General features: G+C 33.2%; 14 protein-coding genes and 1 tRNA gene. 7 read left to right on the top strand and 8 right to left on the bottom strand.

All coding sequences use genetic code 11. From position 1 onward, the window contains the following. Positions 1-139 precede the first annotated feature (139 nt). The 4 genes from ABD963_RS01770 to ABD963_RS01755 form a co-directional block, all read right to left on the bottom strand. Positions 140-319: a PID-CTERM protein-sorting domain-containing protein gene (locus ABD963_RS01770; RefSeq protein ID WP_345275219.1), complete on the bottom strand. Its 180-nt coding sequence runs from the start codon at positions 317-319 to the stop codon at positions 140-142. A 237-nt stretch (positions 320-556) separates the two neighbouring features. Beyond that, positions 557-1,135: a nicotinate (nicotinamide) nucleotide adenylyltransferase gene (nadD, locus tag ABD963_RS01765; RefSeq protein ID WP_345275218.1), complete on the bottom strand. Its 579-nt coding sequence runs from the start codon at positions 1,133-1,135 to the stop codon at positions 557-559. A 2-nt stretch (positions 1,136-1,137) separates the two neighbouring features. After that, positions 1,138-1,725 (bottom strand): guanylate kinase, encoded by a 588-nt coding sequence (gene gmk / locus ABD963_RS01760; RefSeq protein WP_345275217.1) that lies wholly within the window; start codon positions 1,723-1,725, stop codon positions 1,138-1,140. Between the two features lie 14 nt (positions 1,726-1,739). Then, a complete protein-coding gene (locus ABD963_RS01755; protein ID WP_345275216.1) occupies positions 1,740-2,597 on the bottom strand; it encodes a YicC/YloC family endoribonuclease in 858 nt (285 codons plus the stop codon). 161 nt (positions 2,598-2,758) lie between these two features. Here ABD963_RS01755 and ABD963_RS01750 point away from each other — a divergent pair, with 161 nt between their 5' ends. Next, complete coding sequence (locus ABD963_RS01750; protein ID WP_345275215.1) at positions 2,759-3,865, top strand: formylglycine-generating enzyme family protein; 1,107 nt, start codon at positions 2,759-2,761, stop codon at positions 3,863-3,865. Between the two features lie 61 nt (positions 3,866-3,926). After that, positions 3,927-4,487 carry a hypothetical protein gene (locus tag ABD963_RS01745; RefSeq protein ID WP_345275214.1) on the top strand — a complete coding sequence of 187 codons (561 nt, stop codon included), beginning with the start codon at positions 3,927-3,929 and terminating at the stop codon, positions 4,485-4,487. 133 nt (positions 4,488-4,620) lie between these two features. On the opposite strand, the gene ABD963_RS01740 is transcribed toward ABD963_RS01745, so the two are convergent. The 3 genes from ABD963_RS01740 to ABD963_RS01730 form a co-directional block, all read right to left on the bottom strand. After that, positions 4,621-6,108, bottom strand: a complete 1,488-nt coding sequence (locus ABD963_RS01740) for an aminotransferase class V-fold PLP-dependent enzyme (RefSeq protein WP_345275213.1) — start codon at positions 6,106-6,108, stop codon at positions 4,621-4,623. A 2-nt stretch (positions 6,109-6,110) separates the two neighbouring features. Then, on the bottom strand, positions 6,111-8,126 hold the full coding sequence (locus ABD963_RS01735; RefSeq protein WP_345275212.1) for a protein-disulfide reductase DsbD family protein: 2,016 nt from the start codon (positions 8,124-8,126) through the stop codon (positions 6,111-6,113). A gap of 307 nt (positions 8,127-8,433) precedes the next feature. Continuing rightward, positions 8,434-8,515, bottom strand: a tRNA-Leu gene (locus tag ABD963_RS01730). A gap of 146 nt (positions 8,516-8,661) precedes the next feature. Here ABD963_RS01730 and ABD963_RS01725 point away from each other — a divergent pair. The 3 genes from ABD963_RS01725 (at position 8,662) to pth (ending at position 11,004) form a co-directional block, all read left to right on the top strand. Beyond that, positions 8,662-9,603 (top strand): ribose-phosphate pyrophosphokinase, encoded by a 942-nt coding sequence (locus tag ABD963_RS01725; protein WP_345275211.1) that lies wholly within the window; start codon positions 8,662-8,664, stop codon positions 9,601-9,603. Between the two features lie 43 nt (positions 9,604-9,646). Beyond that, entirely contained in the window at positions 9,647-10,297 is a 651-nt protein-coding gene (locus ABD963_RS01720; RefSeq protein ID WP_345275210.1) for a 50S ribosomal protein L25/general stress protein Ctc, read from the top strand. Positions 10,298-10,437: 140 nt separating this feature from the next. Further along, entirely contained in the window at positions 10,438-11,004 is a 567-nt protein-coding gene (pth, locus tag ABD963_RS01715) for an aminoacyl-tRNA hydrolase (RefSeq protein ID WP_425562783.1), read from the top strand. 26 nt (positions 11,005-11,030) lie between these two features. On the opposite strand, the gene ABD963_RS01710 is transcribed toward pth, so the two are convergent. Next, complete coding sequence (locus ABD963_RS01710) at positions 11,031-13,676, bottom strand: zinc-dependent metalloprotease (RefSeq protein WP_345275208.1); 2,646 nt, start codon at positions 13,674-13,676, stop codon at positions 11,031-11,033. An 82-nt stretch (positions 13,677-13,758) separates the two neighbouring features. Here ABD963_RS01710 and ABD963_RS01705 point away from each other — a divergent pair, with 82 nt between their 5' ends. Beyond that, the gene (locus ABD963_RS01705) at positions 13,759-14,694 is read left to right on the top strand and encodes a bifunctional riboflavin kinase/FAD synthetase (protein WP_345275207.1); all 936 of its coding nucleotides are present in this window, start codon (positions 13,759-13,761) and stop codon (positions 14,692-14,694) included. Then, positions 14,687-16,003, top strand: coding sequence for an HTTM domain-containing protein (locus ABD963_RS01700; RefSeq protein WP_345275933.1), 1,317 nt, complete (start codon positions 14,687-14,689; stop codon positions 16,001-16,003). Before ABD963_RS01705 ends, ABD963_RS01700 begins: the two co-directional genes overlap by 8 nt. The last annotated feature ends 6 nt before the right edge of the window (positions 16,004-16,009 follow it).

Genomic DNA, 16,009 nt, shown 5'->3' with positions numbered 1-16,009 from the left:
TTAAAAAAACACCCACATTCGGTTAAATACATTTTTATTCTATGAACAAACGTGGCCAATTAATTTATTTAGTAAAAAAACAAGCAAGTTTTTATAGACAAACTTGCTTGTTTTAATAATTTAAATTTTGTTTGATGTACTATTTTCTAGTATCATGTAATTTTTTTGCTCCAAATGCAGCAGCACCCAATAAAAGGATACTTAAGCCACCATCCAATGGAACACAGTCACCTCCATTGTTGTCTTTTGAATCAGAACTATCACTACTAAAATCGTCGACAGGAGAGGAACTAGCGTAAGTATTAGTTGCAAGCAACAAAGAAAAAAGAACGACTAGAAGGCCAATATTTTTTTTAAAATTTTTCATTGCGTATTTAAATTTAAATTGATTAATAGCATTGTAAAATTAGTTGGGTGTAATGAAATATAAATGTTTTCTTTATTTTTTTCGTTGATTTGCTTTTTTCTCCTTTAAATGGTTATACTTAATTCGTTTTGCCGATTTATTTTACACATCAACGCTACTGTAAATTAGATATTTAAGTGATTTTTTGAATTACTTATAAAAATTCATTTCATCTAAATACTCCCAAACAAATTCTGGAAGCATAGGCTTGACATTTTTGCCAGCTTTAATGGCTTTTCTAATAAAAGTAGAAGAGAGTTCCATTACAGGGGCATCAATGTGATGTATCTTAGTATGGTTATCAAATTGAGTTTCTATATGATTTCCTGAAATTCTGGGGTAAACATATACATGATGGTTTTCAAGAATGACGTCATAATTTTTCCACTTATGAAAACTTTTCAAATTGTCTTCACCCATAATTAAAGCAAATTCAAAGTTAGCATATTTGTCCTGCAAATAAGCAAGTGTGTTAATTGTATAATTGGGTTGTGGCAGTTTGAATTCAATATCACTGGGTTTTAATTTAGTATAATCTTTTGTGGCGCGATATACCATTTCTAGGCGTTGGTAATCATCTAGTAAACTGTTTTTCTTTTTGAACGGATTATGGGGCGTCACTACAAACCAAACTTGATCTAAATCACTATATTCTGCCATATGGTTTGCTATTACCAAGTGCCCAACATGTATCGGGTTAAAAGAACCGAAATACAAGCCTACTTTCATGACTAAGATTTTAAAAAATTGCCAACTATAGTTTCAGCTTCTTTTAAAGCGTTTTCTAAAGTGTCATTTACAATGATGGTATCAAAAAGTGGTGCAGTGGCCAATTCTGCTGATGCTTTAGCTACGCGCATGTTAATTTTATCGGCGCTTTCGGTTTTGCGTTTTTTCAACCTAATTTTAAGTTCATCAATACTTGGAGGTTTTACAAAAACAGCCAGTGTTTGTTCAGGAAATTTACGTTTTATTCTAAGTCCACCAGAAACATCAATATCAAAAATCACGTTTTTACCTAGTGACCAGATGCGCTCTACTTCGGTTTTTAATGTACCGTAAAAGTTATCGCGATACACTTCTTCCCACTCTAAAAATTCGTCATTTTTTATTTTATTTTTGAATTCTTTAGAAGATAGAAAATAATAATCTTTACCATTAACTTCCTTTCCTCTTTTTTCCCGTGAAGTTGCCGATATTGAAAATTCTAAATTTAATGATTCGATACCCAATAGATGCCTTACAATGGTTGTTTTTCCAGAACCTGAAGGTGCTGAAAACACGATAAGTTTACCTTGATTTTTGTTTAGTTTTGCCACTAATTGTTTTTATTTTAAAGTACGTTCAATAACTGTTCCTTAATTTTTTCAAGCTCGTCTTTCATTTGAACCACCAATTGTTGCATGGGCGCATAATTACTTTTAGAGCCAATGGTGTTTATTTCCCTACCCATTTCTTGACTTATAAACCCTAGTTTTTTTCCGTTGGAATCTTCAGAATTTATGGATTCGGTAAAATAATTTAAATGGTTTTTTAATCGTACCTTTTCTTCGGTTATATCAAACTTTTCAATGTAGTAAACAAGTTCTTGCTCAAAACGGTTTTCGTCATATTTATCTTTCAATTCTTCAACCCCTTTAAGTAAACGCTCGCGAACGCCTTCAATACGTTCAGGGTCCATTGCAACCACTTCTTCCAATAATTTTTCAATAGTAACCACGCGACTGTTAAAATCTTTTTCAAGCACTTTACCTTCATCAAGTCTGTGATTAATTAAATCGTTAACTGCTGCGTATATTTCTGTTTCGATAGCTTGCCATTCATTTTCATCTATTTCTTCACGCACCGTATTTAAGGCATCAGGAAAACGAACCGCCATTTTTAGAAGTTCCAGATCACTGCCTTCAACAATCGTTTTTAATTGCTCCATATATTGTTTAACAACAGGCGTATTTATTTGGGTGGAGGTGTCTTCGGCAGTGGCTTCAACATATATCGAAAAATCAATTTTACCACGTTCCAATTTATCAGCAAGAATTTTTCTAATGGCTAATTCTTTTTCCCTATAAATAGAAGGCATTCGAGTGTTTAAATCCAAATTTTTACTATTCAAGGATTTTAACTCAATAGTTATTTTTTTGGTAGGTAACTGTAATACAGATTTTCCGTAACCTGTCATTGAAAATATCATAAACTAATATATTAGGTTAAGCAAAGGTAATTAAAACCATAAGTATAGAAAACAAATATAAACTATGTTAAAATCAAACACTTTAAAAACACATTAGTGTCTTTTGAAATAATAAATAAATACTTTTGTTATTTATTAAATAATTGTCACAATAATACCAAATGAAAATAAAGCAAAAAATCATAGCCATCCTTGCTGTCTTAACGGTTTTTACTTGTAAGGAAAAAGCTGATAAAACCATCGTTCAAGAGAAAGTTGTGAATGAAAAAATATCAAAAAGGGTAATAGATAGTCTTATTACACATCCACCAAAAGGAATGGTTTGGATACCTGGTGGCACTTTTTTACAAGGTGCTGTGCCGCAAGACCAGATGGCCATGAAGCACGAAAAGCCACAACATCCTGTTACGGTTGATGGATTTTTTATGGATATTACTGAAGTTACCAATACTGAATTCTCAAAATTTGTTGAAGATACGGGCTATGTAACTGTTGCAGAACGACCCATTGATTGGGAAGAAATGAAAAAACAATTACCTGAAGGCACTCCTAAGCCTCATGATAGCATTATGCAACCAGGATCTTTAATGTTTAAAAAAACAAAATCTTCAGTTCCTAATTTGTATGATTTTTCACAGTGGTGGCAGTGGGTTATTGGTGTAAATTGGAAACATCCAAGTGGACCAGATAGTACCATTGAAGGTAAAGAGAATCACCCAGTTGTTCATATTAGTTATGAGGATGCTAGAGCATATTGTAAATGGGCTGGAAGACGCTTGCCCACAGAAGCCGAATGGGAGTTCGCCGCCAGAGGAGATAAAACAAGTACCGTTTATTTTTGGGGTGATGATAGATCTAAATTAACCAATCAAGCCAATAGTTGGGAAGGTGAGTTCCCAGTTTATAATACTTTAGAAGATGGTTTTGAAAGAACAGCTCCCGTAAAATCGTATCCGCCTAATGATTTTGGTTTGTATGATATGGCAGGAAATGTTTGGGAGTTTACCTCTGATTGGTACAATATAAACTATTATAATGAGTTGGCCTCAAATAATACCACAATTAATAACCCAAAAGGAGCTGATAAAGCTTATAATCCAAATAGCCCATATTTACAGGAGAAGATCATAAAAGGGGGCTCCTTTTTGTGCAGCGACTCCTACTGCGCTAGTTATAGAGTGTCCTCTAGGATGGGCACAAGTACAGATTCTTCCGCTGAACATATTGGTTTTAGAACAGTTGTAACACCAGATATGTTAATGAATTGAAAAACACCTGGGTTTTTACTTAATTTTTTTCATTATTTTTACTGAAACCAAAAAATCTATCATGAAAAAGTTCATATTATTTTTAACTATATCTTGTTCTGTATCAATTTTTTCTCAAAACAAATCTGATAAGTTTAATTTTGATAAGGACGGATTGAAGCCTGAAAAGATATTCGTTGATGTTCAAGGAATGGACAAAAATGAAATGTTAGAAAAAGCCAAAGATTGGGTCAAAGAAAAAACAGGAAAGTCTGACGAAATTAAAGATGACGAAACAGAGAAAGGCAAAAAATCTAAAAAACTCAAGTTTGAAGGTTTTACGCATAATGCCATTTGTTTTACTGAAGCGTCTGAATTTAACTGTCATGATGTCGAATTTACGATATCTATAAAATTTGAAGACGATGGTTTTAGTTTTGAGCCTAAAAAACTATCCTATCAAACCAGTTCAAAAAACAAAAAAACAAGTCTAAACTTTAAATCGAGTGACTTTCATTCAAATAATGGTAATTTAAAAGTAGATTATTCAAAAGTTCCTTCTCAAATCGAAAGCCTTTTTAATGGCTTAAGTAAAAGTTTATTTAATTATTTAATAGATAAAGAGCAAGAAGACGAGTGGTAAATTTTGTTGTTTTGCGGTAAAAAAAGATATATCGTTGCATACAACCTGTTGTAAAGGATATTTATTTGTTATCGAATCAATCCAAATGAATAAACCTAAATTGCATCGGTCATTAATCCGTAATTATAGAAAATTACGTGTTAAACCATACTTTCGTTAAATTTCTCTCTACATTCATTTTGTTGTAATGCTCAAACTCGTTTTTTAAGGCATTATAGGTATAATGCTTTTCCCATTCTCTGTAGTTGTTTGCTACTTGCTCAATGGCATCACAAATAAACTCTATTTCGGTATTTGTCATGGTAGGGTGAAGGGACATTCTAACCCAACCTGGACGCTCCATTAAACAGCCTTCCAATATCTTTTGTTCAATCGCTTTAGAGGTGAGTTGGTCCACATGCAACAGATAATGCCCGTACGTACCTGCGCAAGAACAACCACCACGAGTTTGTATCCCAAAGTGGTCATTCAATAGCTTAACTATCAAATTGTAATGGGTGTTTTCTATGTAGAATGAAAAAACGCCCAATCTTTCCTTATGCTCAGGCGCTAAAATGGTTAAGTTGTCAATTCTTGAAAGTTTGTTAAATACAATTTCACACAATTCGTGTTCCCTATCCAGAATATTTTGGATACCCATTTCTTCTTTTAATTGAATGGAAAGCGCAATTTTTATAGCCTGTAAAAAGCCTGGGGTGCCACCGTCCTCTCGGGTTTCAATATCATCAATATAATCATGATCGCCCCAAGGGTTTGTGTAGCTAACCGTACCACCTCCCGGATTATCTGGCACTAAATTTTTATAAAGTTTTTTGTTGAATATCAACACACCAGACGTTCCAGGCCCACCTAAAAATTTATGTGGTGAAAAGGTAATCGCATCCAAATAGGCTTCTTCATCTTTTGGATGCATATCGATTGAAACGTAAGGTGCTGAACATGCAAAATCAACAAAACATAAACCATTGTTTTGATGCATGATTTTAGCAACTTGATGGTAATTTGTTCTAATACCTGTAACATTAGAACAACCTGTGATAGCAGCTATTTTAATAGGAACATCTTGATGTTCTTTTAATAAATTTTCTAGGCTTTCCAAGCAAGGTAAACCATTATGGTTAGAAGGGATTACCTTAACCCTAGCAATAGTTTCCAACCATGAAGTTTGGTTGGAATGATGTTCCATATGGGATACAAAAATAATAGGGCGTTTTTCTTCTGGAATCTGTGTATGGTCTTTTAAATTTTCATTGAGTTTAATACCTAAAATTCGTTGAAACTTATTGATAGCTCCCGTCATGCCTGTGCCTACAGTTATCAGCACATCATCTTTTGAAGCATTAACATGAGTTTTTATAATATTTCTGGCTTCATGATACGCTAAAGTCATGGCAGATCCAGTGATTGATGTCTCTGTATGAGTATTGGCTACAAAAGGACCTATGTCGTTTAAAAGCTTTTCTTCAATAGGTCTATAAAGTCTTCCACTTGCAGTCCAATCAGCATAAATAATTTTTTTTCTTCCATAAGGGGAATCAAATTCTGCATCAATACCAACAATGTTTTTTCTAAATGATGAAAAATGCTTTTCTAGTTTTGACGGACTTAATACTTCACTCATGACTATTTATTTTTAAAAACTTCCAATCCACATTCTAAAAATGTAGCGTACTCATTTTCATCAGGTGTGTAACCAACCGGTTGATTTAAGACCTTAGTTCCATCCGCGTTCAATAAAACATAATAGGGTTGCGAATTGGTTTGAAAAAATTGTGTTTGAAAATTGGCCCATTTATGTCCATAATTTTTTAACTGCCTGGTGCCGCCATTGATTCTATTCACCGACATCTGCTCATCTTCAGGGAGCTCTTTTTTATCATCTACATACAATGATATTAACACATAATCATTTCTCAAGTAATCATCAATACTCTTTTTTGACCACACATGTTCTTCCATTTTTCTACAATTCACGCAAGCATAACCTGTAAAATCCAACATAATGGGTTTATTAACCTTTTTAGAATAGGCAATACCTGTTTTTAAATCCTTAAAACAATCCAAATTATTGGGGCAATCGTTAGGATACAAAAAGCTATAACCTACTGGAGGTGCTAAACCACTTAAGAGTGTTAAAGGCGTAAAAGTATTGGTTTCTTTATTAACCCTAAAGCCCGATACCAAATAGACAACAAATGATGCTATTAATATGCCTCCTGCTATTCTCGAGAATGATAACTTTTTAATGGGTGAGTCATGTGGGAATTTAATTTTACCAAACAGATATAAAGCTAATCCAGCAAAAATAATAATCCAAATGATTAAGAAAGGTTCAATTTTCAAGATGCCCCAGTGTTGAACCAAATCAGCATTTGATAAAAATTTGAAGGCTAATGCCAATTCTAAAAACCCCAAAATGACCTTAGTAGTATTTAACCAACCACCTGATTTTGGCAACGCGTTCATCATATTAGGAAACATGGCGAATAGTGCAAAAGGTAAACCTAAAGATACCCCAAACCCTGCCATACCAGCTGTAAGTTGCCATGCGCCACCGTCGGCTGTTAAAGAACCAGCTAATAGCGAACCTAAAATGGGTCCCGTACAAGAAAAGGATACAATTGCTAAGGTTAGCGCCATAAAAAAGATACCTATCAATCCTCCTGCATTTTCACCTTGAGTGGTTTTGTTTGTCCAACTGGAGGGTAAAGTCAATTCATAATACCCAAAGAACGAAAAGGCAAAAAATAGAAAAATCGCAAAGAAAACAACGTTTAACCACACATTCGTGGAGATTTCATTTAAAATATCTGGATTTACAGAATCCAATAAGTGAAATGGTACACTTAAAATGATATAAACTGCAAAAATAAAAAAGCCATATAAAAGCGCTTTTGAAATACCTGAAGCTTTATTTTGACCACTTTTTTTAGTAAAAAAACTAACCGTTAAAGGAATCATAGGAAATACACAAGGCGTTAACAAAGCTAATAGACCGCCTAAAAAACCCAACCAAAAGATACTCCAAAGTGATTTTCCGGTATTTAAGCTATTTGAGTTGATAGCAGCTTCATTGGCACAACTTGTTGAAGATTTGCTGATATCCTCAGGCGATAAACCATATAGTAAATTATTTACTTCGGTATTATCTACTGAAGAAAGGTTTTCAACAGTGCTATTGCTTGTATTAGAACCATCTAAATTAAAAATCAATTCCTCTTCTGTTGGTGGTGTGCAGCGCTCGTCGTTACAGGCCATAAACTCCACCAAACCATTTATGGTAGTAAATTCTTTTTCAACTTTAATTCTTTGTTTAAAGGTAGCCTTGTTTTCAAAGTATTTAATTTTCATCTCAAAAACAGGGTCATCAACCGTATGGCCTTCTTCTTCTGAAGTATTATTTATTAGTTTGAAAGATCCATCCTCGTTGGTGTACGAAAACGTGGTGGGTATGGGGCCATCTTCCGGAACACTTTGCGAATATAAATGCCAACCAGATTCTATGGTAGCTATAGAAATCAAGTCATATTCTTTATCTGATATTTTTTCAACGGCAGTTTCCCACTTTACAGGGTTATAAATTTGGGCATTGCTAAAACTTACTGCTAAAATTGCTAAAATCAAAAGTGCTTTTTTCATAGATTCATTTCAGGTTACTATTGAACTCATTTCAATAAGTTTCATGCTAATTTAATATTATTGTTTTGGTTTGAAAACAACTTCGTAAGATTTTCATTTTCAATTATATCTTTTTACAATATCGAAGACATATTTACATTTTATACTGAATATAACTAAATTAAGTTTGTAAGTAAACAATTCAGTTTTTTCGATTTTCAAAACCAACTTGATAACTTCTTAGTATAATAAAACTTTAGTTTTGAAATCACTTCTAAATTGAAAGTAAAAAGGGACAAATCAAATGATAATGATTTGTCCCATGGTGTACTCAAGGTGGGAATCGAACCCACACTTCCGAAGAAACTGGATTTTGAATCCAGCGCGTCTACCAATTCCGCCACTTGAGCTTATTTCGGACAGCAAAAATATATATTTTTTCGATATGAAACATAAAAATACTAGCCAATATACTTTTTAGGTTAAAATAAATGTATAAATTTGCACCTCGCTAAAAATCAGATAGCGTTTGCACACTCAAAAACAATAAGTTAACATGCCCATAGTAATTACTGAAGCTAAAATTTTTGCTTGTACACAAAGTAAGGTTCTTGGTGAAAAAATAGCCAAAGCATTTGGTGCGGAGTTGGGTAATGTGATTACTTCTACTTATAGCGACGGTGAATTCCAGCCTTCCTATGAAGAATCCATTCGCGGTACAAGGATATTTATTATTGGTTCTACCAATCCAGGTCCTGAAAACTTAATGGAAATGTTATTAATGATTGATGCTGCAAAACGTGCTTCAGCCAGACATATTACAGCTGTATTGCCTTATTTTGGTTGGGCAAGACAAGATAGAAAAGACAAACCAAGAGTACCTATTGCGGCCAAGTTGGTAGCTAAAATGTTGGAAGCAGCAGGAGCTACCCGCATTATCACAATGGATTTGCATGCAGATCAAATTCAAGGTTTTTTTGAAAAACCAGTAGATCATCTGTTTGCATCTACCATATTTTTACCTTATTTAAAAAGCTTAAACTTAGATAATCTAACCATTGCATCGCCAGATATGGGTGGTTCTAAAAGAGCTTATGCCTATTCAAAAGCATTGGAAAGCGATGTTGTGATTTGCTATAAACAACGAGCCAAAGCGAATATCATTTCTCATATGGAACTTATTGGTGACGTTACAGGGAAAAATGTCGTTTTAGTAGATGATATGGTCGATACAGCAGGTACTTTAACCAAAGCAGCCGACTTAATGATGGAACGAGGAGCGCTTAGTGTAAGAGCGATTTGTACACATCCTATTTTATCTGGAAAAGCATATGACAACTTGAATAAATCAAAATTAGAAGAACTCATAGTAACCGATTCTATACCAATAAAACCATTAAGTGATAAGATTAGAGTTTTAAGTTGTGCCGATTTATTTGCAGAGGTTATGGAAAAGGTTCATAATAATCAGTCAATTAGTTCAAAATTTGTGATGTAAATCACATCAATATAGAGTATTAATAATTATATATAAATAGAAAATGAAATCAATTACAATCAACGGATCTCAAAGAGAAAGCGTGGGCAAAAAAGCAACAAAAGCCTTACGTAATGCTGGTCAGGTTCCTTGCGTATTATACGGAGGAGATAAGCCAGTTCATTTCTCAGCAGAAGAATTAGCTTTCTCTAAACTTGTATACACTCCAAATGCGCATACAGTTGTGATTGCTTTAAACAATGGCGAAAAATTCAACGCTATTTTACAAGACATTCAATTTCACCCAGTAACAGACAGAATCTTACACGTAGATTTCTATCAGTTATTCGAAGACAAAGAGATTACTATGGAAATTCCAGTGGTATTTGTTGGTAACTCACGTGGTGTTAAAAATGGTGGGGTATTGCGAAAAAACAGACGTAGCTTACGTGTGAAAGCCTTACCAGCTAACTTACCAGATTTTATAGAGGCTGACATTACACCTTTAAAAATAGGAAGTAAACTTTACATTACAACCTTACAAAACGACGCTTATAAATTTATGCATCCAGATAATACAGTTGTTTGTTTGGTAAGACGTTCAAGAGTGTCAATAGATGAGTTTGAAGATGAAGAAGAAGCAGCAGCAGAAGCAGCAGAGGCTGCTGAAGCAGGAGAAACAGCAACTGCTGAAGCATCTACAGCTCAAGAATAAAACATATTCTTAACTAAATATTAAAAGCATCCTGTTTAATTAAGGATGCTTTTTTATTTTTACAAAAACAAGCATTTTTTATGTGGCAATTTTTAAGAAATTTATTCAAGGAGAAAAAACACATAGAAGAACAAAATCCTATGAAAAAATATTTGATAGTTGGTTTAGGAAATATTGGTGAAAAGTATGAAAACACGCGTCATAATATAGGCTTTAAAGTTTTGGATAATTTTGCAAAAGAAGAAGGCTTAACCTTTGAAACGCAAAAATTGGGCGATATTGCAACCTATAAATTAAAAGGAAGAACTTTTATTTTGCTTAAACCAAATACTTACATGAATTTGAGTGGAAAGGCTGTATTGTATTGGTTGAATAAAGAAAATATACCATTAGAAAATCTCTTGGTTATCACGGATGATTTAAACTTACCTTTTGGAAGTATAAGATTAAAAACCAAAGGGAGTGATGGGGGACATAATGGTTTGAAAGACATTCAAGACAAACTAAATACTACAAACTATAACCGGTTTAGATTTGGTATTAGTGATGCTTTTAACAAAGGAAAACAGATTGATTACGTTCTGGGAGAATGGACCGATGAGGAAAATGAAAACCTAAACGAGCGCTTGCAAAAATCAATTGAACTAATAAAATCTTTTGCACTTGCTGGTGTTAATAATACGATGAACGCCTACAACGGCAAATAAAAATATAAGTAATCAAAACTTTATATCTATTCAATAATAATTTTTCTTAAATAATTTCTTGAACCATCGGTTACGTTTAAAATATACATGCCCGTTTGTATATTAGTTAAGCGAATAGTTTCATTAAAATCATCGGCATTATTATAGGTGTTGTAAAAAATATTTCTACCTCTTAAATCAAATACTTCAACCGATATTTCATTTGATAAGGAATTATTTAATTTAATTGTAAATTCTCCTTTATTTGGGTTTGGATAAAGTTTAAAGTTGGATATTTCATGGCCATCAGTATTTAGTAACGTTTCAGTTGTTTCGCAAATTTCAACAAACCAAGAATTTAACGTTCCATTATCACCTGCTTCAAAATCACCCACCTGAATAGTCCAATTACCTGATGCATTTTCGCCATTTAAACTGGACAACAAATCATTTAAAGATTTTGATGCTATGTTTGCCGATGAATTTAAACAATTATAGGTTATTGCTTGATCGTCAAATATTCCCAATAAATCTTCTTCTGAATCACAATCACTTGGGGATTTTAATAATACACCAGTCCCATTTGGACTTAATACAGCCACTGCTAAATCTCCAATATACGTATGAGAAATATTAACGCCAATATTAACATCGGTAATCGTTGTTGCATCGGTAACATTTATAATATGGCTTTGTGTAAAATTACCGGCATTATCTGTAATGGAAATTCCTAAACCTGAAGGCGAATTGTACTGAGTACATGTGGTGGTGATGTTATAATCGATTGCAAAATCTTCAGAATTTATGGCAAAGAAATTATTATTAGTGGGCTCAATCATAATTCTGCAGTATGGGGCAGGAGTATTTGGTACCGTTAGAGTATAGCTTCCATTATTGGGTATGTTGCTAACTATATTCGTATATGTTTCTCCCCCATCCGTTGACAATAAAATATTAACATTAGAAGCTCCAACTAAATTATTTGTGTTATTGACGTTCCAAGTAATGGTTTCAGTGGTTCCGCTAGTCCACAAAATTCCAGATGTATTTTGGGATGTAATTTCAAAAGGGCCATAGTTAGAGTCAAAAGTAACCAGCATATCATCATGAGAATTATTAGCACCGCCGGGTTTGTTGTCCCTCACGGTTAATCTAAAATCTGCCGTTCTGTTAACATTTGGTATTTTTTCCCATTGCGTTGCATTAATACCAAATTTTAAATCAGCCAAATTTGGAAAATATCTTGTATTACTAATTGTAGGCGGGAAGGATCTAAATAACACTGAATTTGAGTTTGTTGAACTTGGATTTGGGTAAGTAGTAGCAGCATCATCTTCGTCAATTTGCTCCCAACAGTAAGTAATAATATCTCCATCAACATCATTCCCAGAGCCAACCAATTTAAAAGCAGTACCAATGGGTAATACTAAATTACTGCCAGCACTCACAGTAGGTGTTGTATTTCCTGTATTTGTTATTGCAGCGCAGGAAGTGTTTTTAATCACGGTTGTAATTTGTTGAATGGAAATGGCATGAAAATAGGGGTCGCTATGCAGTTGTACATTGGTAGAACCTGTAATACCTGCATACCCCATAACAGTGCTTCCGCTACCTGCTTCCATTTGAACATTTTCTCCTTCATTGCCTCCATGCGTCCAAGTGTGATTTGCCCCAAACTGATGACCTAATTCATGTGCTACTAGGTCAATATCAAAATTAAAACCATCGGGTTCAGTATCAGAAGTGTAGGCACTACCTTTATTTCCAGAATTACAAATACAACCTATACAACCAGCATCTCCTCCAAATTCTGATGCAGCCAATAAATGCCCTACATCATAATTTAAGTTCATAATCACTGCATCCAATGTGCTTTGAACTTCGCTGTTGTAGTTGGAAGAATTTGAGTAGGGATCTGTACTAGGGTTTAAATAAATAACAGCATCATTATTGGCAACTAACTCCATATTAGCATTTAAATCATTTTCAAAAACAGCATTAACATTGGTTAAAGTTGCCACAATAGCAGCATTTACTGAGGCTAAGGTTCCACCGTGAAAAGCCGAGTATTCTCCAGTAACAGATAATGCTAGTCTGTAGGTTCTTTTTTGACTGTCATCCGCATCTTTAATACTACTTGATTTAGAACTTTTTTCATAAAAAGAATTTAGCGTTTTACATTCAAAACCATCAGCCTTAATTAAATCAGATTTATATTGCACTGATAATTGGTTTGGGTTTTTAGGAATAGGGTTGTAAACAATTGTTTTTTCTTTTCCTAAAATAATACCCGTAAGTCCTTTATAGGGAGATAAACTAAATCGAATGACAGACGAAGATTTATCAAGGGCATATCCTGCATACGATCTAATTTCAGGATATTTGGCCTGCAAATCAGGGTGCATAACTGAGGCTTCAAAGACTTCATAATTAATTAATTCACCATCTATGTTTGGGAAACCAATAACAATTTTTGGAGAGATTTTTTTGCTATTATTTTTTTTGGCTAATAATAATTTTTCGGATAATTCTTTATAATTGAACTCATAAGTAATTCCATGAATAGATGTTTTGGAATTTTTAAAAGATTTGTTTTCAGAAGAAACTTTTTCAAAAAAATTCTTTTGTCCAAAGCTTGAAAATACAAACAAAAGCATGGCTATTGTTAAAACATAATGTAGTTTTGTTTTCATAAATAATATTTTGGGGTCATCTTCTAAAACTATTGTAACAAATCTAGTTTTTTTAAGCCATAAAAACAATATGTGCCATTAAATGAGTAAGATTAAGAATATTGAAACTTACAAATCTAGCGAACCAACAGTGGTTACTATTGGTACTTTTGATGGTGTACATATTGGGCATCAAAAGATAATTAAACGCCTTATTAATAGCGGAAAATTAAATGGTTTGAAGTCTGTAATTCTCACTTTTTTCCCACATCCCCGAATGGTATTGCAAAAAGATTCCAATATCAAATTAATTAATACTATTGATGAACGCTATGCAATCTTAGACGCTTTAGGACTAGATAACTTACTCATTAAAAAATTTACAAAAGAATTTTCTAGACTTTCCGCTGAAGATTTTGTGAAATACATTTTAGTTGAAAAGCTCAATGCCAAAAAAGTTATTATTGGGTACGATCATCGATTTGGAAGAAATAGAAATGCAGATATAAACGATTTAAAATTATTTGGAGAAACTTACGGTTTTGATGTTGAGGAAATTTCTGCGCAAGATATTGATGAGGTTGCAGTAAGTTCAACAAAAATTAGGAAAGCTTTAAACGAAGGAGATATTGAAAAAGCGAATAGCTTTTTAGGATATCATTTTATGTTAAGCGGTACTGTGGTAAAAGGTAGAGGGCTAGGCAAGCAATTGCAATATCCAACAGCTAACATTTTGATTGAAGAAGCATATAAACTTATACCAAAACAGGGTGTTTATATTGTAAAATCCAATATAAATAATACCGTTTTTTATGGCATGATGAACATTGGAATAAACCCGACGGTTGATGGTAATAAACAAAGCATTGAAGTTCATTTTTTTGATTTTGATAAAGATATTTATGGAACCAAAATTCAGATAGATATACTACAACGTATCAGAGATGAGGAAAAATTTGAATCTATTGAAGGTTTAAAAACGCAGTTAGCAAATGATAAAAAAGTAGCACTGGATTATATTGCTAAACATGATACTTAACAAATTCTTGTTCAAACATATTGATAATTCAGCCCTTGTAGTTTTTAGAATTATTTTCGGATTGTTATGCTTCCTGGAATCTGTAGGCGCCATTTTTACGGGGTGGGTAAAAGACACACTAATAGAACCCGCTTTCACATTTTCATTTATTGGTTTTGAATGGTTGCAGCCACTTCCCGGCAATGGCATGTATTTTTATTATGTTGTTATGGGTATTTTTGGGCTTTTTGTTATGGTTGGTTATAAATACCGATTTAGTATAATATGCTTTACATTCATGTGGACAGCAACTTACCTCATGCAAAAATCAGCTTACAATAATCATTATTATTTGTTAGTATTAGTAAGCAGTATAATGGTTTTTCTGCCTGCACACAAATACGCTTCTTTGGATGTTAAATTGAACCCTAAATTAAAAAGTATTTCCATGGCACAGTGGTGTAAATGGGTTATTGTTTTGCAACTTTTTATTGTTTATACCTATGCGTCGTTAGCAAAATTATATCCAGATTGGTTGGACAATACATTTATAGAATTATTATTAAAACCCAAAAGCAATTATTTTTTAGTGGGCGACTGGCTTCAGCAAAAATGGGTACATTATACTTTAACTTACGGGGGGATCTTGTTTGACGGATTAATAATACCCTTGTTACTTTTTAAACCTACACGAAAATATGCTTTTATTGTGGCTTTATTTTTTCATTTATTCAATTCATTTGTATTACAAATTGGCATTTTTCCATATTTAGCCTTGGCTTTTACATTATTCTTTTTTGAACCTCAAACCATTAGGAATATATTTTTAAAAAAGAAACCCCTTTACAGTTCAGAAGAAGTTATTGTCCCTAACTTTAAAACACCCGCAATCATCATTTTTTTAATTTACTTTTTGCTACAAATAGGTTTTCCGTTGAGGCATTATTTTTTTGAAGATGATGTACTTTGGACAGAAGAAGGCCACAGACTTTCATGGCGTATGATGCTACGTGCGAAAAGCGGATATGCCATCTATAAAGTTGAAAATAAAGAAACCGGTAAAATTCACAATATTAATTTAGATAATTATTTAACCAAAAAACAACAGCGTTCGGCAACCACAAAACCAGATATTATTTGGCAATTTGCTCAACGTTTAAAAAAGCAATTTAAACAGGATGGACAAGACGTATCTGTATATGTAAATTGTAAGGTAAGTATTAACGGAAAACCTTATAAAACCTTGATAAATCCTGAAATTGATTTAGCAAATGAGAAATGGAACCCTTTTAAACACAGTTCCTGGATTTTACCTTCAAATAACGAGTGAATATCT

It is taken from the genome of Litoribaculum gwangyangense (assembly GCF_039543505.1).
Taxonomy (GTDB): Bacteria; Bacteroidota; Bacteroidia; order Flavobacteriales; family Flavobacteriaceae; genus Litoribaculum; species Litoribaculum gwangyangense.
This window is presented reverse-complemented; position numbering and strand designations above follow the sequence as displayed.

Coding starts and splice junctions, on each gene's coding strand:
- ABD963_RS01755 (WP_345275216.1), bottom strand. CDS start 2,597: ATGATATTTTCAATGACAGGTTACGGAAAATCTGTATTACAGTTACCT.
- ABD963_RS01720 (WP_345275210.1), top strand. CDS start 9,647: ATGAAATCAATTACAATCAACGGATCTCAAAGAGAAAGCGTGGGCAAA.
- nadD (WP_345275218.1), bottom strand. CDS start 1,135: ATGAAAGTAGGCTTGTATTTCGGTTCTTTTAACCCGATACATGTTGGG.
- ABD963_RS01740 (WP_345275213.1), bottom strand. CDS start 6,108: ATGAGTGAAGTATTAAGTCCGTCAAAACTAGAAAAGCATTTTTCATCA.
- ABD963_RS01710 (WP_345275208.1), bottom strand. CDS start 13,676: ATGAAAACAAAACTACATTATGTTTTAACAATAGCCATGCTTTTGTTT.
- ABD963_RS01725 (WP_345275211.1), top strand. CDS start 8,662: ATGCCCATAGTAATTACTGAAGCTAAAATTTTTGCTTGTACACAAAGT.
- ABD963_RS01735 (WP_345275212.1), bottom strand. CDS start 8,126: ATGAAAAAAGCACTTTTGATTTTAGCAATTTTAGCAGTAAGTTTTAGC.
- ABD963_RS01705 (WP_345275207.1), top strand. CDS start 13,759: ATGAGTAAGATTAAGAATATTGAAACTTACAAATCTAGCGAACCAACA.
- pth (WP_425562783.1), top strand. CDS start 10,438: ATGAAAAAATATTTGATAGTTGGTTTAGGAAATATTGGTGAAAAGTAT.
- ABD963_RS01745 (WP_345275214.1), top strand. CDS start 3,927: ATGAAAAAGTTCATATTATTTTTAACTATATCTTGTTCTGTATCAATT.
- ABD963_RS01750 (WP_345275215.1), top strand. CDS start 2,759: ATGAAAATAAAGCAAAAAATCATAGCCATCCTTGCTGTCTTAACGGTT.